This is a genomic window from Mycobacterium sp. P2_H7 (assembly GCF_056403275.1).
On sequence record NZ_JBFUFU010000013.1, the window covers coordinates 81,366 to 106,777 of the forward strand.

14 protein-coding genes are annotated in these 25,412 nt (G+C 66.8%); 9 read left to right on the forward strand and 5 right to left on the reverse strand.

The genetic code is table 11. From position 1 onward, the window contains the following. The first annotated feature begins 35 nt into the window (after positions 1-35). The 7 genes from AC1DY7_RS20930 to AC1DY7_RS20960 all read left to right on the forward strand — a co-directional run bounded on the left by AC1DY7_RS20930 (position 36) and on the right by AC1DY7_RS20960 (position 13,115). A complete protein-coding gene (locus tag AC1DY7_RS20930; protein WP_477495636.1) occupies positions 36-923 on the forward strand; it encodes a sigma-70 family RNA polymerase sigma factor in 888 nt (295 codons plus the stop codon). Between the two features lie 9 nt (positions 924-932). Further along, positions 933-2,630, forward strand: coding sequence for an acyl-CoA dehydrogenase (locus tag AC1DY7_RS20935; protein WP_477495637.1), 1,698 nt, complete (start codon positions 933-935; stop codon positions 2,628-2,630). Positions 2,631-2,770: 140 nt separating this feature from the next. After that, the gene (locus tag AC1DY7_RS20940) at positions 2,771-4,051 is read left to right on the forward strand and encodes a cation:proton antiporter (RefSeq protein WP_477495638.1); all 1,281 of its coding nucleotides are present in this window, start codon (positions 2,771-2,773) and stop codon (positions 4,049-4,051) included. Beyond that, a complete protein-coding gene (locus AC1DY7_RS20945; RefSeq protein WP_477495639.1) occupies positions 4,042-5,811 on the forward strand; it encodes an NAD(P)/FAD-dependent oxidoreductase in 1,770 nt (589 codons plus the stop codon). Before AC1DY7_RS20940 ends, AC1DY7_RS20945 begins: the two co-directional genes overlap by 10 nt. Before the next feature lie 103 nt (positions 5,812-5,914). Further along, on the forward strand, positions 5,915-11,458 hold the full coding sequence (locus AC1DY7_RS20950) for a type I polyketide synthase (protein WP_477495640.1): 5,544 nt from the start codon (positions 5,915-5,917) through the stop codon (positions 11,456-11,458). Next, complete coding sequence (locus tag AC1DY7_RS20955; protein WP_477495641.1) at positions 11,455-12,288, forward strand: ABC transporter ATP-binding protein; 834 nt, start codon at positions 11,455-11,457, stop codon at positions 12,286-12,288. Before AC1DY7_RS20950 ends, AC1DY7_RS20955 begins: the two co-directional genes overlap by 4 nt. Next, on the forward strand, positions 12,285-13,115 hold the full coding sequence (locus tag AC1DY7_RS20960; RefSeq protein ID WP_477495642.1) for an ABC transporter permease: 831 nt from the start codon (positions 12,285-12,287) through the stop codon (positions 13,113-13,115). The genes AC1DY7_RS20955 and AC1DY7_RS20960 overlap by 4 nt, the downstream gene beginning before the upstream one ends. Positions 13,116-13,183: 68 nt before the next feature. On the opposite strand, the gene AC1DY7_RS20965 is transcribed toward AC1DY7_RS20960, so the two are convergent. The 4 genes from AC1DY7_RS20965 to AC1DY7_RS20980 all read right to left on the reverse strand — a co-directional run bounded on the left by AC1DY7_RS20965 (position 13,184) and on the right by AC1DY7_RS20980 (position 23,563). Next, a complete protein-coding gene (locus AC1DY7_RS20965) occupies positions 13,184-14,854 on the reverse strand; it encodes a hypothetical protein (protein ID WP_477495643.1) in 1,671 nt (556 codons plus the stop codon). 145 nt (positions 14,855-14,999) lie between these two features. Continuing rightward, positions 15,000-17,732, reverse strand: a complete 2,733-nt coding sequence (locus tag AC1DY7_RS20970; RefSeq protein WP_477495644.1) for an AAA family ATPase — start codon at positions 17,730-17,732, stop codon at positions 15,000-15,002. Between the two features lie 136 nt (positions 17,733-17,868). Beyond that, positions 17,869-22,389 carry an EAL domain-containing protein gene (locus AC1DY7_RS20975; protein ID WP_477495645.1) on the reverse strand — a complete coding sequence of 1,507 codons (4,521 nt, stop codon included), beginning with the start codon at positions 22,387-22,389 and terminating at the stop codon, positions 17,869-17,871. An 88-nt stretch (positions 22,390-22,477) separates the two neighbouring features. Then, entirely contained in the window at positions 22,478-23,563 is a 1,086-nt protein-coding gene (locus AC1DY7_RS20980; protein ID WP_477495646.1) for an alcohol dehydrogenase catalytic domain-containing protein, read from the reverse strand. A gap of 25 nt (positions 23,564-23,588) precedes the next feature. Between AC1DY7_RS20980 and AC1DY7_RS20985 the strand changes: the two genes are divergently transcribed. Then, complete coding sequence (locus AC1DY7_RS20985; RefSeq protein WP_477495647.1) at positions 23,589-24,008, forward strand: acyl-CoA thioesterase; 420 nt, start codon at positions 23,589-23,591, stop codon at positions 24,006-24,008. Between the two features lies 1 nt (position 24,009). Here AC1DY7_RS20985 and AC1DY7_RS20990 read toward each other — a convergent pair whose 3' ends face one another. Continuing rightward, the gene (locus AC1DY7_RS20990; protein ID WP_477495648.1) at positions 24,010-24,978 is read right to left on the reverse strand and encodes a D-2-hydroxyacid dehydrogenase family protein; all 969 of its coding nucleotides are present in this window, start codon (positions 24,976-24,978) and stop codon (positions 24,010-24,012) included. On the opposite strand from AC1DY7_RS20990, the gene AC1DY7_RS20995 reads away from it, so the two are divergent. Beyond that, positions 24,971-25,411 (forward strand): SRPBCC family protein, encoded by a 441-nt coding sequence (locus AC1DY7_RS20995; protein WP_477495649.1) that lies wholly within the window; start codon positions 24,971-24,973, stop codon positions 25,409-25,411. The two genes, AC1DY7_RS20990 and AC1DY7_RS20995, sit on opposite strands and share 8 nt — an antisense overlap. Position 25,412: the final 1 nt, after the last annotated feature.

Consider the following 25,412-nt stretch of genomic DNA (forward strand, 5'->3'; position numbering starts at 1 on the left):
TCCCTGTGACGGATCCGCGCGACGAGAGGTAACTCATGACGGCCGACGTACCACTGGCGCAGACCTTCGAGCAGCAGCGCCCGCGGCTGCTCGGCGTCGCCCATCGTGTCCTCGGCTCGCGGTCGGATGCCGAGGACGCCGTCCAGGAAACCTGGCTGCGACTGTCCCGCCAAGACGCGGACTCGATCGAGAACCTGCCCGGCTGGCTGACGACCGTCGTCGGCCGCATCTGTGTCGACACCTTGCGGTCACGCAGCAGCCGACCCGAGGTCCCGATGGCGCCCGACCTCCCCGAGCTGATCGTCAACGAAGACACCGACAACCCCGAAGATGCTGCGGTGCTTGCCGACTCGGTGGGGCTCGCGCTCCTCGTCGTGCTGGGATCGCTCCGTCCGGAGGAACGGCTGGCGTTCGTACTGCACGACATGTTCGCAGTGCCGTTCGCCGAGATCGGGCAGATCCTCGACAAGTCGACCGATGCGGTCAAGATGCTGGCCAGCCGTGCGCGCCGGAAGGTGCAGGACGTGCCCGCGCCCGCTGGTGGCCGGCGCAGGAAAGCGGAGCAGCGCGAGGTGATCGACGCGTTCCTCACCGCGGCGCGTGACGGCGATTTCGACGCGCTGCTGCGCGTGCTCGATCCCGATGTCAGCTGGCAGCGGCACACCGTTCGGGGTGTGGAGGCCGGTACCGGGCCCGCAGGCATCCTGGATGCCGTCCGGCGCGGCCAGGGCTCAGCCGTCATCGCCCGCCGCGTGTCGGTCAACGGCGAGCCGGGCATCCTGGTCTGGGGGCCGACCGGCCGGCCGATCGGCGTGATGGCCTGCACCGTCGACCGCGGCCGCCTGGTCGGCGTCGTATCCATCATCGACCCCGTCCGTCTCGCGCAACTGTCGCTGCCCGGGCCGCCGGACCCGGGCGATTAACCTGACGGCATGAAGTCGACCATCCTGTCCCGCCGCGACCTCGATTTCCTGCTCTACGAATGGCTTCAGGTCGAGGAACTGACCGCCCGGCCGCGCTTCGCCGAGCATTCCCGGGAGACCTTCGACGGCGTGCTCGACTTGTGCGAACAGCTGGCCGAACGCTACTTCGCTCCGCACAACAAGCTCAGCGATGCCCACGAACCCACCTTCGACGGCACCACGGTGACCGTCCTGCCGGAGGTGCGCGAAGCTCTGCAGGCGTTCGCGAAAGCGGATCTGATGGGCATGGCCTTCGACGCCGAATTCGGTGGCGCCCAGTTGCCGACGACCGTGGCCCAAGCCGGATTCGCATGGATCTCGGCGGCCAATGTCAGCACCTCCGGCTATCTGATGCTGACCATCGCCAACGCGAACCTGATCACCAAATTCGGCAGTCCCGAACAGATCTCGACGTGGGTGAAGCCGATGTTGGACGGCCGGTTCACCGGCACCATGGCGCTGTCGGAAACCCAGGCCGGGTCGTCGCTGGCCGATATCACCACCCGCGCCGAGCACCAGGACGACGGCAGCTACCGGGTGTCGGGGACCAAGATGTGGATCTCGGGTGCCGAGCACGAGCTCAGTGACAACATCGTCAACCTGGTGCTCGCCAAGATCCCCGGCGGACCCGCGGGCACCAAGGGCATCTCGTTGTTCATCGTGCCGAAGTTCCTGGCCGACGGAACCCGCAACGGCGTCGCGATCTCCGGGCTGAACCACAAGATGGGTCAGCGCGGGATCACCAACACCGTGCTCAATTTCGACGGGGCCACCGGCTATCTGGTCGGCGAACCGCACCGCGGGTTGGTCTACATGTTCCACATGATGAACGAGGCCCGCCTCGGAGTCGGGATGGGAGCGGTGTCGCTCGGCTACACCGGCTACCTGAAGTCCTTGGAGTACGCCAGGGAACGCCCGCAGGGCCGACTGGTCAAGGATCCCTCGACACTGCAGGTGCCGATCATCGCGCACGCCGACGTGCGACGGATGTTGCTGGCGCAGAAAGCCTATGTGGAGGGCGCGCTGGGCCTGGCGCTGTACTGTGCACGGCTGGTCGACCTCGGGGACACCGAGCTGCTGGACATCCTCACCCCGGTTGCCAAGAGCTGGCCGTCGCAGTGGTGCGTGGAGGCCAACAATCTGGCCATCCAGGTGCTCGGCGGCTACGGCTACACCCGCGAATACGATGTCGAGCAGCATTACCGGGACAATCGGCTGAACCCGATCCACGAGGGTACGCACGGCATTCAGAGCCTGGATCTCCTGGGCCGCAAGGTGACCCAGCACGGCGGCGCCGGGCTGGCGGCGCTGGGCGAGCGTATCGCGGCAACGGTTGCCGCGGCCGGTGAGCACGAGTTCGGTGCCCAGCTGGATACCGCATGGCAGCGGCTGGTCGAGGTGACCGCGGGGCTGTTCTCCTCCGGTGACCTCGAAGCCGCGATGGCCAACAGTGCGGTGTACCTGGAAGCGTTCGGGCACATCGTGATCGCGTGGATCTGGCTGGAGCAGTTCCTGGCCACCGGTGATCAGGCCGGCGACTTCTATGACGGCAAGCGCCAGGCCGCCCGGTTCTTCTTCCGCTACGAACTCCCCAAGACCGCAGCGCAATTGGATTTGCTGGCCAGTCTGGACCGGACCACCCTGGAGATGGCCGACGCCTGGTTCTAGGCGAAAGAGCGGCGGGGCCCGTTTGGGATCCGCCGAAAGGGGTACCCACGGCTACCGGAGGTGCGTCCGGTCAGCCAGCTGGGGGTGCCGTCGGTGATCTCACGTCCATATGCGCGATGTTGTCCGAGTGGGCGTGGCTGATGGCCGCATCGACTGCCATCCACTTCTTCCTCGCGCTGGCCGTCATCCTGTTAACGTGCCGACTTGCCGGACTGGCAGCCAACCGGCTGGGTCAACCGCAGGTCGTGGGGGAGATGATCGCGGGAGTCGTACTGGGCCCGTCGCTGCTGGGCCGGGTGGCGCCGGGTCTGCAGCAGGACTTGTTTCCGCCGGGCACCGCGAATGTGGTGCTCTACACCGTGGCGCAGCTCGGCCTGGTGCTCTACATGTTCGTCATCGGACTCAACTTCGACATCGGGCACGTCAAACAGCGATCCGGCACGGCTGCCGCGGTATCGACGGCGGGAATCGTGGCACCGCTCGCCTTCGGTGCGCTGGCCGCCGTGCCGTTGCTGAGCAGCGGTGGGTTCTTCGAACCCAACGTGAGTCTGCCCATGGCGATGATGTTCCTCGGTGCGGCCATCGCGATCACCGCCTTCCCCATGCTCGCCCGAATCATCTTCGAAAAGCAGCTGTCGGGAACATCTTTGGGAACCCTGGCGCTGGCCTGCGGTGCGGTCGCCGACGCGATCTCCTGGTGCATCCTGGCGGTGGTGCTCGCGGTGCACCGAGGTAGTGCCGCGACCGCCGTCCTGGCCATCGTCGGCGGCCTGGTCTACACCCTGGTGGTGCTGACAGTGGGACGGCGGGCATTGCGGATGCTCGGCCGCATGTCGGAGGATCGGCAGGACGTGTCACCCGCCGTGCTGAGCGCGGTCCTGATCCTGCTGATGGGGTGCGCGTGGCTGACCGACACCGTCGGGATCTATGCGATCTTCGGGGCGTTCATCCTGGGGGCCGCGATGTCGTCGGGTTTCTTCGCGCGACGGGTCACCGACATCATCGAGCCGCTCACCACGACCTTGCTGTTGCCGCTGTTCTTCGTCTACTCGGGTCTCAACACCCAGATCGGTCTGGTGAACACCCCCGGGCTGTGGGCCGTCACCCTCGCGCTGTTGGGCATCGCGATCGTAGGCAAAGGGCTGGCATGTGCGGCGGCGGCCCGGCTGTGCCAGGTCCCGGTCCGCGAATCGCTGGCGCTGGGTTCGCTGATGAATGCCCGCGGCCTGATCGAGCTCATCCTGCTCAACATCGGCCTCGAAGCCGGCGTCATCACGCCCACCCTGTTCACCATCTTGGTCCTGGTGGCGATCATCACCACCCTGATGTGTTCACCGATCTTCGAATTCGTCTACGGACGGTTCCGGTCGCCCACTGCGATGGTGGTACCCGACTCGCGAAAAGGAAGCGTATGGACGTGACAGGACAGATTGCCGGACTGGACGCCACAACGCGAGAGGCCCTTGCGCGCAGGATCCGAAGTCAGCTGTCTCGCAGCGATATCCCGGCGGCCGATCACGACGTGGTGGTCGCGGGTGGGGGCGTCGCCGCCTTGACGCTGGCCCTGGAACTTCGCCGGGCCCGCTCGCAGACGCGGATCTTGCTCGTCGAGCCGAAGGCCGGCCCGGTAGCCGAGATCACCCATACCGTCGGTGAGTCGACCGTGGAGGTTTCGGCTCACTACCTTCGCGACCGGCTCGGCTTGGGCGACCATCTGAGCACGTCCCAGATCCGCAAGATGGGTCTGCGGATGTTCTTCTCCCATGACGGCAACACCGACATCGCCAGCCGGATGGAAGTGGGCAGTTCCTCTTTCGTGCCGCAGGTGACCTACCAGATCGATCGCGGCAGACTGGAGAACGAACTCAAGCGACGCTGCCAGGCCGAAGGCATCGACTTCGCCTGCGGCCGCGTTACTTCGGTGGACATCGGCGGAGACGATTCGCCGCATACCATCACTTTCCAGGATTCCGATACGACCACCCGGGTGACGGCGCGATGGATCATCGATGCTTCCGGGCGGAACCGGGCGCTGGCACGGCAGCTGGAGCTCAAACGAGCCAATCAGCACAACTGCAATGCCGTCTGGTTCCGCGTTGCGACGGAGATCGACGTCGGCAAATGGAGTGACGACCCCGACTGGCGGGAGCGCCTGGTCGAAGGTGACCGTGCGATGTCCACCAATCATCTGATGGGACAAGGATACTGGGTCTGGTTGATCCGGCTGGCATCCGGTGCGACCAGTGTCGGAATAGTCGCCGACCCGGCGGTGCACCGGTTTGACGAGTTCAACACGTTGGCCCGGGCCCGGACCTGGCTCCGTGCACACGAGCCGCAGTGCGCCGCCGTCCTGGCCGAGCATGACGACCTCACCATGGATTTTCGGGTGATGAAGAAATACAGCCACGGTGCAACCAGGATGTTCGACGGCGATCAACGGTGGGGACTCACCGGCGATGCCGGGATCTTCTTGGATCCGCTGTACTCCTCCGGGCTTGATCTGGTCGCAATCGGCAACGGGCTCATCACCGATATGGTGACTCGCGACCTCGACGGCCAGGACGTCGTGGCACGAGCGCACATCAGTGACTCGCTGTTCCGGTCACTCACCGAGATGTGGCTGGCCGTGTACCAGGACCAGTACACGTTGATGGGCACGCCGGCCGTGATGGCGGCGAAAGTCATTTGGGATGTCGCGTTCTACTGGGGATTCGTCGGTTTGCTTTATGCAAATGACCGGTTCGTTCGCGTCGCCGACGAGCCCGATTTCGTGCCTCTCCTGGAAGGGCTGATCGCACTCAGCAATCGTGTTCAGCTTTTCTTCCGGGAGTGGGCCAAGACCGAACGCAGGCCGGTGTCGGTGCCTTTCGTGGACCTGTATGCACCGTTGAATTTCATGGTGTCGCTGCACACCGCGATGATGGGGACCCCCTCGAACTTCGTCGAGCAGTTCGAGGCCAACGCCCTGTTGCTCCGCCAGGTGGCGGGTCAGCTTGTGGACACCGTGGTCGCGGACAAAGCCCGGAACTTCGAGGACGACGATGTCGTGCGCCAGGTGCAAGCCTGGCAGCGGGATTCGTTGCTGCGCGAGCTCCGTGACACCTACCGCCGCGAGCAGCGGGACCATCCGGTCAGCGATGCGTGGATCATCACCGATTCCGCTGCGCTCCAGGCGACTTGAACGCTCTTCGTCGGCACCCGGGAGCGATGTGCACGTCGAACCCGTCCGCCACGGCCCCTGAAACGAATGACTCAGGAGAATCGCAACTCACGACGGGACGGGCATGACAACTCCTGATGACGGCAACACCCGTGCACCCTTGGCGATCGTCGGCATCGGGTGCCGGTTTCCGGGTGATTGTGACTCCGCGGAGAGCTTCTGGAAGCTGTTGTGCGACGGTGTCGACGCCACCCGCGTCGTCCCCGAGACAAGATGGAACGCCGCGCGCTTCTGGGACCCGAACCCGGCCAAGATCGGCAAGATCGTCACCTGTAGAGGCGGATTCCTCAGCGAGATCGATCAATTCGATCCGCAGTTCTTCGGTATCTCGCCCCGCGAGGCGCACTCCCTCGATCCGCAGCAGCGGCTCCTGTTGGAAGCCACCTGGGAGGCGCTCGAAGACGGTGGCATATCGGCTGACCGGCTGGCCGGCACGGACGTGGGGGTGTTCGTCGGTGGCTTCACCCTGGACTACCAACTGCTGCAGAATCAGGGCCGAGCCAGTCGCTACCAGTTCAAAGCGCACTCGGCCACCGGAATGATGATGACGATGCTGGCGAACCGGATCTCGTTCGCCTTTGACTTTCGCGGTCCGAGTATGTCCGTCGACACGGCCTGCTCGAGCTCGCTGGTGGCGGTACACCTGGCTGCACAGAGCATCTGGAGCGGCGAATGCGAGGTGGCGCTGGCCGGCGGCGTGAACATCATGATCGGGCCCAACACGGCGATCGCCGAGTCCAGGAGCGGCTTCCTGAGCCCGCAGGGGCGGTCCAAGGCGTTCGACGAATCGGCCGACGGCTACGCCCGTGGAGAAGGCGGCGCGGTGGTCGTCCTCAAAACCCTGGCCCAGGCGCAACGCGACGGCGACGACGTCTATGCCCAGATCCTCGGTACCGCGGTGTCCCAGGACGGGCATACCGACGGCATCACGGTGCCGCGCGAGGAGGCGCAGGAGGCAGCGATCAGCACGGCCCTGCGACGCGCTGGTGTCCGGCCCGCCGACGTGGGATTCGTGGAGGCGCACGGAACGGGGACACCCGTCGGCGATCCCATCGAGATGAGGGCGCTGTCGCGTGCCCTGACCGTGGACAGACCGGCGGACCGACCGCTGCTGATCGGGTCCGTGAAGACCAACATCGGACACCTCGAAGCCGGTGCGGGTGTCGCTGGGCTGATCAAGGCCGCGCTGATCCTCAAGCACGGTCACATCCCCGCCAATCTGCATTTTCAGACACCCAGCAAGTACGTCTCGTTGCCCGAACTGAACATCGACGTACCCGCGTCCGGGCGTCCGTTTCCTGACTACGCGCGCCGCATCGCCGGAGTGAATTCATTCGGATTCGGTGGCACCAACGCCCATGTCGTGCTGGCCGAGCCTCCGGTGTCCGCGCCACCCCAGCAGGCGCCGGAGTGCCCCGCGCTCACCGTTCTGCCCATCTCCGCGCGCAGCGAGGAGGCCCTCGTCGCCACGGCCGGCCGGTTGGCAGACCACCTCGCCGCGCACTCCTGCACCACGCTGCAGGACCTCGGCTACACGCTCAGTCATCGGCGTACGCATCTGAGTCACCGCCACACCCTGGTCGTGCAGAGCATCGAGGACGCACACCGACAGCTGCGAGCCCTCGGAGACGGTGGCGAGATATCGACTGGCCGGACGCCCACGGATACGCCGAAGCTTGCCTTCGTCTGCACCGGTATGGGCCCGCAGTGGTGGGGCATGTGCCGGGGTCTGCTGGATGGTCTACCCGTCTTCGCCGACAGCATCGCCAGAAGCGACCGCGAGCTGTCGCAATACGCGAGTTGGTCGTTGCTAGAGGAGCTCCGGCGTGATGAGCGCACCTCCCGGATGGCGGACACGGAGATTGCGCAGCCCGCAAACTTTGCCGTGCAGGTCGCGCTCGCCGAGCAATTCGCCCACCTCGGTATCGCGGCAGACGCGGTGATCGGTCACAGTGCCGGCGAGGTCGCGGCTCACCATCTCGCCGGTCTGCTCACCTTCGAGCAGGCGGTCCACATCATCTATCACCGGAGCCGCCTTCAGCAGCGCACCAGCGGCCTGGGCCGCATGCTCGCCGTCGGTGTCGACGCCGAAACCCTGATGCGGGTGATCGACGACAGGACCGCCGACGAGTTCGGGCGGCGGATCTCGGTGGCTGCGGTCAACAGCCCGTCCGCAGTGACGATCGCCGGTGACGGCGGCGTCCTCGACGACATCGTCAGGCAACTGGATGAGGCGCAGGTCTTCAACCGATATCTGACAGGCGCGGTGCCCTACCACACCCACTACATGGAGATGGTGAAGAACGACCTGCTCACCGCCTTCGCTGGCCTCTCGTCGAAATCGGCAGTGCTGCCTCTCTATTCGACAGTCACCGGCGAGAAGCTGGACGGCTACCCGGCCGGTGCCGCCTACTGGTGGCAGAACACCCGTGCCACCGTGCTGTTCGAGCCCGCGATCCGCCGGATGCTCGACGATGGTTACACCCACTTCGTCGAGCTCGGCCCGCATCCGGTGCTGGCGGCGTCGATCGCGGAAACCGCAGGGATCCAGCGAGTCTCGGTTCTGCCTGCGCAACGACGTCATGACGACGACCGCCGCGCCCTGCTGAACTGCGTCGGCGCGTTGCACGGCTTGGGTCATACCGTCTCGTGGGATGCGGTGAACCCTCGTGCGGGGGCCCGGATGATGAAACTTCCATCCTATCCCTGGCAGAAGAAGCGCTTTTGGACCGAAACCCAGGAAGCGTTGGAGACGCTGTACTACAACCCGGTGCATCCCCTGCTCGGGCAACCCGTCAGCGCGGTCCATCCGACGTGGGAAGCCGAACTCTCCCTTGTGCTCAACGCATTTCTCGGTGACCACCGGGTGCAGGGCAGCGTTGTCCTGCCGGCAGCGGTGTACGTCGAGATGGCACTTGCGGCAGCCAAGGAGGCCTACGGATCCAATCACAGCGTGGACAACCTGGTCCTCAAGCGGGCCGTCATCCTCGACGACACCTGCGATCCCATTCTGCGGACCACGCTCAATCAAGAAGGCGGCACGCTCGAGTTCGCGGCTTTCACGGCCACCGCCGATGGCGAGGTGAAGTGGACCATCACCGCGACCGCCGACCTCAACACGCTTCCGGCGGCGCCCGCGGGCGCTCACACCTGTGACGGCGCCGGTCCGGTCACATCGATGAGCGGCGAGGAGTTCTACGCACACACCAGCGATCTCGGGTTCGACTACGGTGACATGTTCCGCCCGATCACCGGGGTGAGCGCCGGCCACGACTGGGCGCGTGCGGAACTGGCCGTACCGGCGAGTGTTGCCGGCGAACTCGGCCAGTACAGGTTCCATCCCGCGCTGATCGACGGTGCCTTCCAGACCCTCTTCGGTGCACCGTTTGCCGGCCAGGTAGTGCCTGGAGAACCGTTCCTTCCCACCAGGATTCGGCATTGTGCGATCTACGGCGCACCTCAGCAGGAGATGGAGGTTCACGTCGACGTCGTCTCGGCGACCAAAGATCTGATCGAGAGCGACATCACGATCAGTGACGGTCTCGGAAACCCGATTGCCGTCTTCGACGGTTTCACGGTGCAGTCGCTGAGTGCCTCGTCACGGATGTCTCCCGAGCGGATCGACAGGGGGCTCTACGAATTGCACTGGGCCGTCGCGGAGGAACCCATGCCGGATCCGGGGGAGGAACTGGCCGAGGACATGTCGTGGCTGGTGCTCACCGACTCCACCGGAGTCGGTGAGGCAGTGGCCGCCGAGTTGCGCCGGCGTGGTCATCGCGTGCGCACGGTGGATCACCATGCCCTCGGCGCGCTCGCCGAGGTGGACCAGGGATGGTCCATGGACCCTCGATGTCCCGAACAACCCGCCGAGTTGCTGACCGCGCATCTCGGACTGGAGGGCGACCTCACCGGCATCATCGACTTCTGGCCCGTGGACACCCCAGAATGCTCCGATTCCTCGGCAGCAGGAGCCGGCCGAGCGATGGGTCCGTTGACGATCCTGCGCCTCGTGAAGGCGCTCGCCGAGCACGACACCGTCAAGCCCCGGCTGCATCTGGTCACGGCCAACGCGGCACCCGCACCGGGAACCGGACAGGTTGCGGTGCAGCAATCTCCGGTATGGGGGTTGGGTCGCGTCATCGGGCATCAGGAATTCGGCGAGTACTGGGGCGGCCTCATCGACGTCGATATCCGGGACAACACCGCCGAGACCGCCGGACGCATCTGCGGGCACATCCTGAACGCTCGGTCCGAGGACCAGATCGCGATCCGCGGGGATACCACCTATGTTCCCCGCCTGCGTTTGTGCAGCAACCTGACCAAACCTTTTCCCGCCAAACTGAATCCGGATGCCACCTATCTGGTCACGGGCGGAACAGGGTCACTCGGCAGGGTGGTGGCCACCTACCTGGCGCAACGCGGGGCGCGCCACATCACATTGCTGAACCGCAGCGCCGTCCCGCCCAGGAGTTGCTGGGCCACGCTGGCCGGCGATGACCCGCATGCGGAGACGGTCGAGGTGATCCGGGCGGTCGAACGACTGGGCGCTCATGTCGACACCGCCAGTGTGGATGTGACGGTGGCGGGAGAGGTGCAGGCTTGGCTGGGCGACCATGACCGGGCCGGCGGCCGGCCCGTGCGGGGGATCATCCATGCCGCGGGCGTGGTCGATGATCAACTACTGGTCAACATGAGCGAACATGATTTCGCCAAAGTGCTGGCGCCCAAGGTCACCGGCACGTGGGCGCTGCACGACGCCTTCAAGGAGCACGAACTCGACTTCTTTGTGTTGTTCGGTTCGGCGGGATCGACCATTGCCGCACCGGGACAGGGAAACTACGCGGCCGCCAACGCATTCCTGGATGCGTTTGCGCACTACCGGCGCGCTCAGGGACTTCCCGCACTGACGATCGGCTGGGGACCTTGGTCGGTGGGCATGGTCGAAGAACTCAAACTCGAGAAGGTCTATGCGCAGCGGGGCATCGAGCTCATCACCCCGGCGGTCGGAGTCCGGATACTGGATCGCCTCATCAACCAGGCGGTGGCCAATGTCATTGCCATCACGGCAGATTGGAGCCGAGCTCAGACTTTCGGACTCGGCGGACGGTTGCCCGCGATGTTCGCGGACCTGGAGGCGTCCGAGACGACGGCGCAGCTGTCCGAATCGGACGCCTCCATCCTCGATGTCCTCGCGGGGACGCCGGAGGATCGCAGGCTCGAAGTGATCTCCGACCATCTCAGAGGCGTCGTGGCGACGGTGTTCGACTGTGCCGTCGCCGATATCGGGACCGACGACATGCTCGATGACATCGGCCTGGACTCCATGATGGCGATGGAGTTCCGGATGAGGATCAACGCGATGTTCTCGATCGACCTGCCGGTGCTGGAGATACTCCGAGGTGTCAGCGTGAATTCGTTGTCGAGCCGGGTGCTTGCCCAGTTGCACGCGATCCATGGCGATGCCGAGGTACCCGCCGCAGTGGAACCGGTGCCCGCAGAGATCGACGTGGACCACCTGATCGACACGTTGTCGGCGGCAGAACTCATGGCTCTGCTGGCTGAACTCGAAGCGCATGCGGAGTCCGGCGAGGGCGGGGCCGTGCCGTGAATCCGGTGCAGGTGCGCGATCTGTCCAAGGCCTACGGACCTCGGCAGGCGGTAGAAGGGCTTAATCTCGACGTCGGTCCGGGCGAGATCTTCGCCATTCTCGGTCCCAACGGTGCGGGGAAATCCACCACGATCGAAATCTTGGAGGGGAATCGCAAGCGAGACTCAGGCGACGTACGGGTGCTCGGTGAGGATCCGGGAACAGCCGGCCGGAAGTGGCGCGCACGGATCGGCATCGTGCTTCAGGAAGTGAGCGATGCCGGGATGCTCACGGTGAGCGAGACCGTATCGATGTTCACGAACTGCTATGGCAATGCCCGGGTCCCCGCGAAGGTGCTCGAGCTCGTGGGTCTCAGTTCAGTGTCCGGATCGAGGGTGCGAACGCTCTCCGGTGGGCAGCGTCGTCGACTCGACGTCGCGCTCGGTATCATCGGCAATCCCGAACTGCTGTTCCTCGACGAACCGACCACCGGATTCGATCCCGAAGCGAGGCGTCAATTCTGGGCGCTCATCAGATTGCTGTCGGCCGACGGGACGACCATCCTGCTCACCACCCATTATCTGGAAGAGGCTGCGGCGCTGGCAGATCGGGTCGCCGTGATCGCCAAGGGGCGCTTGGTGGCGCTGGACTCGCCCACAAAACTCACTCAGCATCTGGGACTGGCCGCCACCGTCCGCTGGCGTGAACGGGGCGAAGTACGCGTCGAGACGACGGAGCATCCCACCCAATTCATCAGGGCGCGGAGCGGGGATGGGATGGAACTGGCCGACCTGACGGTGACCCGGCCGACACTTGAGGATGCCTACCTGCATCTGGTGGGCCTGGCATGACGGCCGTCGGGACCGAGCATCGGGAGCGCCGGGCGCTGCCGTCGGCGGTGCGGATCGGTTTCTCCCGGGTAGTCCCGGAACTGAAGATGTTCTATCGCCGGCCAGAGCAAGTGGCGCTGACGTTCTCGATGCCTGCAGTGATCTGCATCCTGCTGGGTTCGATCTTCTCCGACAAGCTACCCAACAGCGAAATCAGCACGGGGTCCGTGATCGCCGCGAGCATGCTGGCCTACGGAATCCTGTCCACATCCTTCATCAATCTGGGTATCAGCATCGCAGCCGACCGCGACACCGGGGCGCTGCGGCGGCTGCGCGGAACGCCGACGACGGCATTGTCGTACTTTATCGGCAAGATCATCCTGGTCGGCATTGTCAGTCTGGCCGAGGCGGTGATTCTGTTGGCGGTAGGTGTTCTGGTGTTCGGGCTCCGTTTGCCGGCAACGGCTTTCGGATGGTTCACCCTGACCTGGGTTTTCGTGCTGGGCATCGTGAGTTGTTCGCTGGTGGGCATATTCATCAGCAACTTCGCCAGCAACGCTGTCTCGGCCGCGGTGATCACCAACGGCCCTGCTGTCGGTCTGCAGTTCTTGTCGGGCACCTACGTGCCGCTGATGGCGTTACCGACATGGATGCTCTTCGTCGGCTCGGTCTTCCCGGTCAAATGGATGGCGCAGGGGTTCCGCTCGGTGCTCTTACCGTCCGACATGGTGATCTTCGAACCGGCCGGAAGTTGGGAACATTGGCGGATCTTCGCCGTGTTGGCGGCGTGGAGTGTCGGCTCGCTGATCGGTTGCCTGCTGGTTTTCAGGTGGTCGGACAAGAGCTGAAGGGTGGCAGAAGACGTGTGATGCCCTACCCGCGGCGACCGCGGGTAGGGCACCATCATCCGTTGGGGTCAGGCCGCGTGCTCGGCGTGGTGGCTGCCCTTGGCGTGCTTGGGCTTCGCCGTTGAACCCGTTGAACCCGTCGAACCCGTTGAGCCGGTCGAACCCGTTGCGCCCGAGGAGTCCCCACCGGCTTGCGAACCCGAACCGTCGCCCTTGCCCGCGTGCTTCGGACCACGGACGTGGCTGGGCTTCGTCGTGCCGGTACCGGTGCCCGCCGAGGAGTCCGAACCGGAGGCCGCCGAACCGCCCTTGGTGTCACCCTTCGTATCGCCCTTGGAGTCACCCTTGGTGTCGCCCTTGGTCGATGAGCCCGTGGCGTCGGTATCGGAAGGCGCAGTCGACCCGGTCGTCGAGTCTGCGGCGGGGTCGGTCTTGGTCGGCGTCCCGGTGTCGGCCGGGGCGGTGTCCGCGGGCGACGTGGTGTCGTCGGTCGCCGGCTTCGTCGTCGCGGTGTCCTTCGGGGTATCGGCTGCCGTGGTCGTCTGCTCCGCGGTCTTCGGCGTATCAGCGGCGGGCGTCTTGGTGTCGGCGGTCGCGAGGGTCACCGTCGTCGCTGCGGCGGCGGGCGCCTGGCTGACCGCGGCGGTGCCGGCTGCCGCGGGCGTCGTCGTCTTGGTGATCACCGGCGGCTTCAGGGCGTCGGCGATCAGTTTCTGCAGCGTCTGCAGGGCGGGGATGCTGCCGGCGAGGTTGACGCTGAGCACGTTGTTGGCGAAGGTGATGGCGAACTGGGTGAGCAGACCGCCGCCGAACAGCGGCAGGTCCAGACCGGTCTTGATCACGCTGGACAGGTCGGGACCGTAGCCGCCGTTGAGGATTCCGCCGACGATGACGGCAGGCACCGACACGATCGCCTTGACGACCGCGCCGAGGTTGCCCGCGCGCACGGCGTTGATGATGCCCTGGACCGCGGCGCCCGCAGCGGAGGGTGCCTGGATCAGCGGGCCGAGCACTCCGCCCAGGGCGGTCACCAGATTGGTGGGTGCGCCGGGCAACCCGAGGAAGTTGGCGTTCAGCGCCTTGATGACGTTCACGACGTTCTGCACCGGGTTGGCCAGGATGGTGGCCAGCGGACCCAGCTTGTCGACGGCGTTCACCAGGAGTTGCAGTGGATGTGCGATGCCGTTGAGCGCCGGTGCGATCAGGTTCGTCGCGGGCAGGAGCACCGTCAGCCCGGCCAGCAGCACCTGGTTGACGGCGTCCTCGATGTTGCCGTGCAGCAGATCCTGGATGGCGCTCGCCAGCAGAGGCGGCGCGCCGGCGGTGATCCCGCTGAAGATCTGTCCCAGCGTGGTCTGCAGGATGGACGGCAGCGTTGCGGCCGCGGTCACGGCGGCGGCAGAGGACGAAGGAGCTGCGGCGAGCTGCGCCTTCACCGTGGGGGACAGCAGCGTCAGGATGTCCTTGATCGCGGCGACCTGGTTCTGGAAGACCGCGGACAGGATGGGCGTCGGCCCGTTGGTCGCCGCCGTGGTGAAGATGGACTGCAGGTTGTCGACGGTGTTCTCGAAGACGGAGCCGTAGGCCGAGAAGGGGTTGGCGGAAGCGGTCAACTGGGTGGCGGCATGTTCGATCTTGGTGGCGATCGGGGCGGCGACGATCGGTGTGGCGGCGATGAAGCCGGCCCCGACCAGCGCGACGACGCCGCTGGTGGCGAACGGGCGGACGGCAGTGTGCATTGCGGGCTACTTTCAGGGACTCAACGAGTTGGGATCGAAACCTACTGGCGAGTAGGTTCCGCGCCGCAATGGTGCTTTTCGAGGCGGGTCCGTCGCTAGAGACGAATGACTCAATTCCGAGATGCCGATCACAATCGTGCGGAATTCAGCCGTTCACCACAGTCTCGACGGGCCCCAGGCCGCCGGGCGGCGGGATGTCGCGGATCTGTTGTCTGCGGGTGATCCCGAGCTTGGGGAACGACCGGTACAGGTGATTGGAGATGGTTCGCGTCGACAGTTGCAGCCGGGCGGCAATCTGCGGGTTGGTCCAGCCGAGACCGGCGAGGTACACGACCTGATGTTCCTGCGGGCTCAGCGGAGGATCGGTGGCGGCCGGTACCGGGCGGATGCCGGCGGCGCGCAGATCCCGGTGGCACAGGTCGATCAGGGGGCCGGCGTCGAGGCGGTGCGCGATGGCCAGGGCGCGGCTGAGTTGCTGCTGCGCCTCGCTTCTGCGGCGATGCCGCCGCAGCACGGCCGCATGCGCGATCAACAGGCGAACCCGCTCCACCGGCCATTGCTCCCCGGCGGGATCAGCCAGAGCGGCACCGAGCAGGGCCTCGCCGTCGTCGCGGTCGGTGAGCAGCGCCTTGGCGTAGGAGACCAGGTGCGTAAGCCGGGTGGGTGCGTCGGCGGGGATATGGTCGACAATCGCGTTCAGGCGGCGGCCGGCGTCTGCAATGGTGGAGGCAGCCACCGCCGAATCCGCGAAATCACCCAAGGCCCAATAGGACTCGCGGCGGTGCATCGGGACGCCGGTGTGCGTGAAAAGGTCGCTCAGCTCGGCGTACGCCAGTGCGGGCTCGCCGTTGAACAGGTTGATCCGTCCGCCCAGATGCCCCGCCCAGGCACCCGCAACCCGGCTCTCGGTGAGCACAACCCGGTCCACCGCCACGGCCAGATGCTTGCGGGCTGCGACGAAGTCGCCGCGCAGAGCCGCGACGGCGCCGGACGTGAGCCGGCCGACTGCGTTCATCAGCGGATTCCGGTTGGCGATGGCCACTGCCTGGAGCTGCGCGGTGGCGTCCAGTGCCTGGGCGAACCGGCCGGTCTCCAGGCAGGCTCTGGCGAGTGCGGTGAGGATCACGGCGCTGCCGGGAGCGGCGCTCAGGTCGCCGTTGCCCGATGTGTTGAGCAACCGCAGCGCCAATTCGTCATCGGCGGTGACCCAGGCGGTGGCCCCGAGGATTCCGCGGTACACCGGGTCATGGATGCGGTCGGCCAATGCCGCCACGGTGTGGCGGCTCATGGTGGCTGACATCGGATCGGTCACGGCGTCGATCCAGGCGTGCGACATCGTCGCTTTGATGTCGGCGGGTCCGGTGCCCGAGATCAGGGTCCGGTGCTCGGCCAACGTTCGGCGTATCACCGGATCGTCGGTGAGGTAGCCGAGGATGCCCATCGCCCGCAGCGCTTCCCAGGACCAGGCGGGATCGACCGATCGGGCGGTGACGGCCGCCGTGTTCAGCGCGGCGAAGGTCTTATGGTGGTTGTCGTTCCACAGAGCCGCCCAACCGAGCTCGATTTGTGCCCGCATCCGTTGGTGCGGATCGGTGGCCACCTCTTTGGCCCGCTGTCCCAGTTCCTGTTCCCACCGCACGTCCGCGGTATGACGGGTGAGTTTGGCGGCGTCCAGCAGCAGGTCGGCCTGCTGGACGGGCTGGCTGCTCAGTTCGGCCGCGCGCTGCAATGCGGCGGCTGCGGCGGCATCCCCGTCGATCTCGCGCGTCAGTGTGTTCACGGCGACCAGTCGGTCGGCTGCGGAGTCGTCGAGGTGCTCGGCTCCCAGCGCGGCGTGCCAGGCCTGCCGGTGCGGCCGGGCATCGAGCACGTCGGCGATCCACCGATGCGCGGCCTGGCGTTGCGGCACGGTGGCGTGGTGGTAGCACGCGGAGCGGGCCAGCGGGTCGGCGAAGCGCACCGTGCGTTCGGCCGCGTCCAGCAGACCGGCGGACCGGCCGGCGGCGAGCTGGGCGGGTGGGGTGGCCGCCATGACCATGGCGATGTCGGGGCCCGCTGCGGCAAGCGTCAACAGGGTGGTGCGGGTGTCGGGCGACAACGCGTCGAGGGTGTCCCGGTAGCCGGCCTGAAGTCCGGCGGGCAGTGGCATCGGGTCGGGGGCCCAGCCGCCGCCCCAGGTCTCGAATATCGCGTTGAAGGCGACGAGCGCGCCCGGATTCCCCTGTGCCTGAGTCAGTATGGCCGTACGGAGCAAACCGAGTGCGGGTACCGGTTGCCGGTCGAGCAACATTTCGGACTGCCGCGCGGGCAGCGGTCCGAGGCGCAGCGTGGTGACGTCGTCAGCGCCGAGGCCGTCGAGATGGACGGTGTCGAGTACCGACAGCACCATGGTGACGGCGTTGCCGACAAGGCGACGCGCCGCGAACAGAATGGCTGCCCGCGAGGCGGCGTCCAGGTGGTGGAAATCATCGATGAACACGGCCAACCGGTGATCTGCGCCGAGTTCGCGGAGCAGGGCCAGCAGGCCTGGGCCGGGTGCCGATGGCGACACCCCGGGCGGCAGGGCGCGCAGCAGGTGATCGAGGCCGGACAACGGCTGCACCGATTCGGCGGGCACGCCCGTGGTGCTCAGGGTGGTGTACCCGTTCGCCGCGGCAGTCCTGCGGGTGTGGTTGAGCAGCAAGGACTTTCCCGAACCGCGGGATCCGCGGATGATCACCACGGCAGCGGGTGTGGCGGTGGTGATCGCCGCCGTCAGTGCGGTGATCTCACGGTCGCGCCCGACCGGTTCGCTCTGCTCGACGAAAAAGGTTGGCTCCGAGGTGGTTTCAGGATTCCGCTCGGGGTGCGGCGCTGTGTGGCCGCTGTGAATGGTCACCCGGTGCATCGGCCGCCATCGCATTCTCCAGTCTTGCTCGTCGACCTCCTTCGGGCCGGACGATCCGAACGCTAGGTGCGTCGCCGAATTCTGTCAACTAGCCGGTTGAGCGGGAATATTCGGTGATCACGGCGTGTTACGCGCTCTCTGTCGGGCCCAACCCGTTGCCGGCTTCCGCTGCGTTGATCCAGTCGACCAGGTCTGACAACGGCATGGGTGGCGCCAGGAAGTATCCCTGGGCGAACTCGGCGTCCAGGCCCAACACATAGGACCACATGTCCGCGCTGGCGATACCTTCGATGACGACCTTCGCGTCGACCGCGTGTGCCAATTGCACCGAGGCCTCGAGGATCTTGGCCGCTCGACCGCCGTTGTCGACGGCCCGCTGCACCATCGAGTGGTCCATCTTGATGATCCCGGGATGCAAGCGATCGAGCGCCTCCAGGTTGGAATAGCCGGTGCCGAAGTCATCGACGCTGATGGTGGCGCCGAGTCGGCGCAGCACCGAGAGCGTGTCGATGGCGCGGCCGTCCGGAGTGACGAGCACCGACTCGGTGACCTCGGCTATCACCCGGTCGAATCCACCCGCGGGATTCCAGGTCAGCAACCAATCGGTGGTGTCCCGCTCCTCCAGTTCGGTGCTGGAGAGATTCACCGCCACCCGGGGTTGCCGCGCGCCGAGCCGCTGGTGTAGACCGGTGAAGTCCGCGTCGAGCATCTTCAGCACCAGCCGCCCGATCGCCCGGAGTTGGCCGGTGTCCATGGCGTGGGTGATGAACGTGTCGGCGGTGGCGAGTTCGTCACCCCGTCGCCATCGCAACAGCGCCTCGACGTGGGCGAGGCGCCCGGTGCCGACCTCGACCACCGGTTGATAGTGCAATGCGAAGTCGCCGGCGCGCACTGCGCCGGCCAACTCGCGGCGCAACTCGGCGCGTTCATCGGCACGGTCGTTCATGTCCTGGGCGAAATAGGTGTGTCGGTCCCCGCCCCGGTTCTTGGCCGCGTACATGGCGATGTCGGCATTGTGCAGAAGTTCCTCGGCGGTGCGGCCGTCCACCGGATGAATGGCGATGCCCACCGACGCCGAGACGTAGGCCAGGGTGCCGTCGACGTCGATGGGTTCACGGACGGCAGTGGAGATGCGGTGCACGAGACTCTCGATGCCGTTGAGGTCCTCGGCGCGGGTGACGAGCATGGCGAACTCGTCACCACCGAGTCGCCCGATCACGTCGTGGCGTCGCGCGGCGCGTCGCAGCCGGGCCGCCACGGTGGCCAGCACGGCGTCACCGCTGCGGTGACCGAACCGGTCGTTGATCTCCTTGAACCCGTCCAGATCGATCCAGAGCACCGCGAGTCCTGCGGTGCCGGCGGCGACCAATTCGTCGGTGTGCGAACGGAAATAGGCGCGGGTGAGCAGGCCGGTCTGCTGATCGAACTGCTCTCGGGTAGCCAGGTCGGCGCTGATCTCGCGGAGTCTGGTCACGTCGTGCACGAGGGCGACCCGATCGGGCTCCCCGCCGCTGTCCTGCCCGTCGGCCGCGGCGACGACCAGCACTTCGGCGGCGACGGCACGGTAGGTTCCATCGGCGCTGAGGATCCGTCGGGCGTCGAGTCCGTCGCGCATCGTCGACTCGGACAACGTTAGCGCCGTCGGGTCGGGCTGGAGCAGGGCATTCAGTGGGAGCCCGACCAGCGCATCGGCCGGGTGCCCGACGATGGCGGCGACGGGTGCACTGGCCTGCACGATGCGGTCGTGGGCGTCGAGCACGAGCACCCCGACGGTGTGCGCACGCAGCAACGCCTCCAGCACCGCGGCGCGCTTGGCCGCCGCCGTCTGCAGCCGCTGCCGATCGGTGACGTCGAGCGCGCTGCCGGTGACCGACGGTGCGGCGTTCGTTGCCCCGTCGGTGCGGATCGCGGATTCGTCGATCCAGCGCACGGACCCGTCCGGGCGCACGATGCGGTACTCCAGTTGCCATCGGCGGTCGGTACTCGCCATCGCGGCCGCGACCCTGTCGCGGTCGTCGGGGTGCACCGCCGCGGTAAGCAGTCGAGGATCGGCCAGCACTTGATCCCGGTCCAGTCCGTAGATGTCTTCGACGCGCTTGGTCAAGAACGTCAACGCGCCGGAATCGTCGCGCTGCCAGACGAGTTCGCGCACCGACTCCGCGACCGCCTCGAGGTTCGCCAGCGCCCGCTCCCGTTCGCGCTGTGCCTTCGCGACGTCGCTGACATCGATGACGACCACCAGGGCGCCGAGCACTTCGCCCGCCGATCCGGTGTAGGGCTGCAATTGGAGCAGGAAATCCCGGGTGTCGTCACTGAGTTCGATGAGACGGGATGCCCTGGTCGCAATCGTCTCCTGCAGGGCCATGACCAGGGCAGGCACCGCGATGGTGGTGGGTACGGCAGGCAACGGGCGGCCGATGTCCTCCCGGATGAGGGAGAACACGCGCACCGCCAACGGGGTGTACCGCAGGATCCGCAGCTCGCGGTCCACCATCACCAGCCCGCTGGTCATGGATGCCTGGATGTTCTCCAGATCGGTGTTCGCGCTGAGTAATTCCGCGCTGCGGGCCTGCAGTTCCTGGTTGAGCGTGGTGAGTTCTTCGTTCGCGCTCTCCAGTTCCTCATTGGTGGCCTGGGCCTCTTCGGTGGTGGCCTGCAACTCCTCGGCGGAGGCCTGCAACTCCTCGTTCAACGCCTGTAACTGTTCGTTGGAGTCGCTCAGGTCGGCGATCGTGACCCGCAAGGCGTCGTGGGCGGATTCGAGGGCCGCGGTCATCGGGGACCCCGCTGCATCGATGAGTACCGGTGCCGCGGCCGTCGGGGTTGTTGCAATCGCCCGGAAGGTGACCACGGCACCGATACCGTCGGCCAGTACCTGAGTCACGGTCACCTCGACCGGCGCGTCCGGGGCAGCGTCGATCTGGCGGACCACCGAGGTGCCTGCGTGCTGCCGACTCTGGCTGAGCATGGTGCGCACGATCAGCTGGTAGGGGTCGCGGAGCAGTTCGGTGGCATGACCCGAGTGGCGGCCCTCGCCGACCACACACCAACTCGAGACGTCACCGATGACCTCGATGAGGGCGTCGTCGGCGTCGAGCACCAGGGCCGGCTCCGCCAGGGTGCGCAACAGGCGGCGATACATCGCGAGGCCGTGCTGGAGTCGCGTTGCGGGCGCCGCGGTATGGGGTAGCGGCACCGACGGCAGGTAGCGGCCCGCGGGCAGTAACACCGGTTCGGCGGAGTCGCGGCGCCGGTAGATGCGGTGCTCGCTCGCGGCCGCGGCGAACAGCGCTTCCAGCCGCGGCACCTGCTCGGACTTGCCCAGCACGAGCAACCCGTCCGGCACCAAGGCGAAGTGGCAGAGGCGCAGCACCCGGTCCTGGAGATGCGGCTGAAAGTAGATCATGGTGTTGCGCAACGAGATCAGGTGCAGCCGGGGGAATGGCGGGTCGAACGCGACATTGTGTGGGGCGACCACCATGCATTCCCGCAAGGCGGCCACCACGTCCCACTCCTGATCGACTCTGCGCATCCACCGATCGCGAAGGCGCGACGGCACGGCTGCCACGGTTTCCTCGGAGTACCGCGCTCGGCGTGTTGCCGCGAGCGACCGCTCGTCCAGGTCGGTGGCGAAGACCTTCAGCCGCCCGGACAGGCCTGCGTGATGGGGACCTAGTGCTTCGGCCGCAAGCATCGCGACGGTGTACGCCTCTTCGCCACTGGCGCATCCGGGCACCCAGATCCGCAGCTGTGTCATCGGCGGGAGTCCGCTGATGAGTTCGCGCAGCAATTCCGATGCTGCATCCCACACGGGCGCATCGCGGAAGAACGCGGTGACACCGATGAGCATGCTGCGGCTCAGGGTCGCCGCCTCGTGGGCGTCGTCGGCCAACCGGGAAAGGTATTCCGCGGGAGTAAGATTGGCGAGACGCAAGCGCCGCTCGATCTGACGGCGCAGCGTCGAGCGCTTGTAGCCCGAGTAGTCGATGCCTGTGACCGAATGGAGCGCCACGATGGTGGATTCCACGGCGGCGTCGTCGAGCACCCCATCGCCGGGAGCGTCAGCTGGCCGGGTCGCGAGCATGCTCTCCAGCGCCGCGGGGATGTTCTGGGGCGGCAACTGCAGGTCGGTCGATCCGGTCGCGTACGCGGCACCGGGCATCGACCCGAAGGCTGCACTGGCCTGATCCTGGATGACGACCACACCGCCGGCGGCCATGATGGACTCCGCGCCCCCCGCCCCGTCTTCACCCGTGCCGGACAACACCACGGCGACCGCGTCATCGGCGAAGGCGGCGGCGGCGGAGACGAACAACCGATCGATGCTCGGCCACGGCCGGCGTCCCTCGTCGGGTTCGACCAGATTCAGGGTGGTCGAATTCACCACGATGTCGATGCCGGGTGGGGTGACGAGCACCAGGTCGGGCTCGAGCCCCGCACCGTCGGTAGCCTCCACCACCGGTAGCGCGCTGACCCGACCGAGAAGAGACACCAGGGCACTGGGGTCGTTCGGCGAGAGGTGCTGAGCGATCACCAGACACCAGCCCAGACCAGGGCGAACGGCTCCGAGCAACCGTGTCAATGCATCGAGACCGCCGGCGGAGCTCCCGACCACGATGGTGCGCACGCCACCGCGCTCGTCGGGCATCACATCGGCCTCTCGCGTCGGCCTTCGCCCGATCCCTCCGAGCCGGTTTGACCCAATATAACTGCAATCCGGATAGGATCGGTCCAGACTAGAACTCGATGATCTGGCGCACCGCCGTACCATCGGCCAGCGCGTCCATCGCGGCGTTGATCTGATCCAGGCTGATGCTCGCCGACACCAGGGCCTCGACCGGCAGCCGTCCGGCCCGCCACAGTTCCACGAAGCGGGGGATATCGCGGGCCGGGACCGCGGAGCCCAGATAGCTTCCGATCAGGGTCCGGCCTTCGGCCACCAAGGCCAACGGCGACAGGCTGATTCGCGCGTCGGGCCGGGGCAGTCCGACGGTGACGGTCGTCCCGCCGGGGGCGGTCATGCCGATCGCGGTCTCCAGTGCAGCCGGGTGCCCGACGGCCTCGATCACGACCTCTGCCGTGACCGCCGATGCGTCTTCCGGCGTGTATGTCTGGTGCGCACCGAGTTCGCGCGCTCGAGAAAGCTTCTCGGGCAGCCGATCTACCGCGATGACCCGCACGTCGTCATGGGCCAGTGCGGTGAGCATGGCCGCCATGCCAACCCCGCCCATCCCCACGACCGCCACCGTCTGGCCCGGCTTCGGTCGTCCCGCATTGAGGACCGCCCCGCCGCCGGTGAGCACGGCACAGCCCAGCAGCGACGCCACCACCGCGGGGACGTCGCGTTCCACCGGCACCACCGACCGGCGGTCGACCACGGCGTGGGTGGCGAATCCGGACACCCCGAGATGGTGCAGCACGCCGCCGCCCAACCGGACAGCCCCGCTGAGCAGGGTGCCCGCGCCATTGGCGGCGCTGCCCGGGATGCACGGTGCCAGTCCGTCCGTCGCGCAGGCGGTGCAGTGCCCGCAGCGCGGCAGGAAGGTCATCACCACCCGCTGCCCGACGGTCAGATCCGATGTGCCGCCGACCTTTTCGATGATGCCGGCGGCCTCATGCCCCAACAGCATCGGCACCGGGCGCACCCGGTTGCCGTCCACCACCGACAGGTCGGAGTGGCACAACCCGGCCGCCTCGATCCGCACCAACAACTCACCGTCGCCGGGATCGGCCAGGCCCAGCTCTCGCACCCGCAGCGGTTGCGACTCGGCATAGGGCGTCGGCGCCCCGATGGTCTCCAGAACGGCACCACGAATCCTCATCGCACCAGCCTGACAGACTGGCCGGATGGACCTGACGAGTGCGGACTTCCCTGTGCACTGGGCGGTGCAGACCCGCTGGACGGACAACGACATGTTCGGCCACCTCAACAATGCCGTGTACTACGAGCTGTTCGACACGGCCATCAACGCCTGGCTCGGCGCGGGCAGTGGCATCGACGCGATGGTGGCTCCCTGGCTGGGCGTCGTCGCCGAGTCGAGTTGCCGGTACTTCGCCGAGCTCGCGTTCCCGGCGGACCTGGTGGTCGGGCTGGCGGTCACCCGGCTGGGCACCAGCAGCGTCACCTACCGCACCGCCCTGTTCGCCGACGGTGCGCCGCTGGCCGCCGTCGGCACCTGGGTGCACGTCTACGTCGACCGTGACACCCGCAGGCCGGTACCGATTCCCGATACGATCCGCGCGCTGCTGGCCGGCGCGGTGGTGTGAGTCAGCGAGCTTCGAGCCAGGCTGCGATCGCCGCGACACCGTCCCGAAAGAAGATCCGATAGGGCCGGTCGGCGACGTAGCCGAGGTGCGGTGTGGTGACGACACCCGGCATGGCCCGCAGGGGATGGCCGGCCGGCAACGGTTCGACATCGAACACATCCAGGCCGGCGCCGGCGATCGACCCTGAGCGCAAGGCGTCGATCAGGGCGGCCTCGTCGACGATCGGACCGCGTGAGGTGTTCACGAGAACGGCGGTCGGCTTCATGGCCGTGAGTTCGGCGGCCCCGACCAGGCCGCGGGACCGGTCACCGAGTTTCAGGTGCACCGTCACGACATCGGAGCAGGCGAAGAACTCGTCGCGCGGCACGTATCGCACACCAGCCTGCGCGGCGACATCCGGTGTCAGGTTCGTACTCCACGCCACCACGTCCATCCCGAACGCGGCCCCGATCCGCGCCACCCGCGGCCCGATGCGACCCAGGCCGAGCACTCCGAGCACCCGGCCTTCGAGTTCGCGGCCCACCCCGATCTGCCATCGGCCGTCGGCGACCGCCTGGCTCTCGGCGACCAGGTTGCGTGCGGCCGCGAGGATGAGCGCCCAAGTCAGCTCGACCGTCGACGCCACCGATCCGCCGGTGTGGCTGATGTGGATGCCCAGCTCTGCGGCCGCCGTCACGTCGATCGCCGCGTTGGCGTTGCCGGTCGATGCGATCAACCCCAACCGGGGAAGTCGCGCGAGCACGCTGCGCGGCAACGGGGTTCGCTCACGCATCACGAACACGACGTCGAACGGCGCCAGCCGGGATACCAGTGCGTCCTCGTCGGAGAGGTGATCGTCGAAGACCGTCACCTCCGCGCGCGAGGTGACGGCTGACCAGTCGGCCATCGTCAACGCGACGTTCTGATAGTCATCGAGGACCGCGACCCGGATCGGTGTGCTCACCGCCTTATAGAATCGCCCGATGCCCATCGTGAGCAAGACCGAAGAAGTCACCGCACCCGCCGCGGCAATCATGGCGATCGTCGCCGACTTCGAGGCCTACCCGCAGTGGAACGAGGAGATCACCGGGCTGTGGATCCTGGCGCGCTACGAGGACGGACGCCCCAGCCAGCTGCGGCTGGACACCAAGATCCAGGGCATGGCCAGCACGTTCATCCAGGCGGTCTACTACCCGGGCGACAACCAGATCCAGACTGTGCTGCAGCAGGGCGACATCTTCGCCAAACAGGAACAGCTGTTCTCGGTGGTGGAGATGGGCCCGATATCGCTGCTCACCGTCGACATGGATGTCGAGGTGTCGATGCCCGGAATCCCGTCGCTCATGGTGAAGAAGATCGCCGGCGACGCGCTCGAGCATCTGGCCGGCAACCTCAAGAAGCGCGCCGAGGAACTCAGCGCCTGAG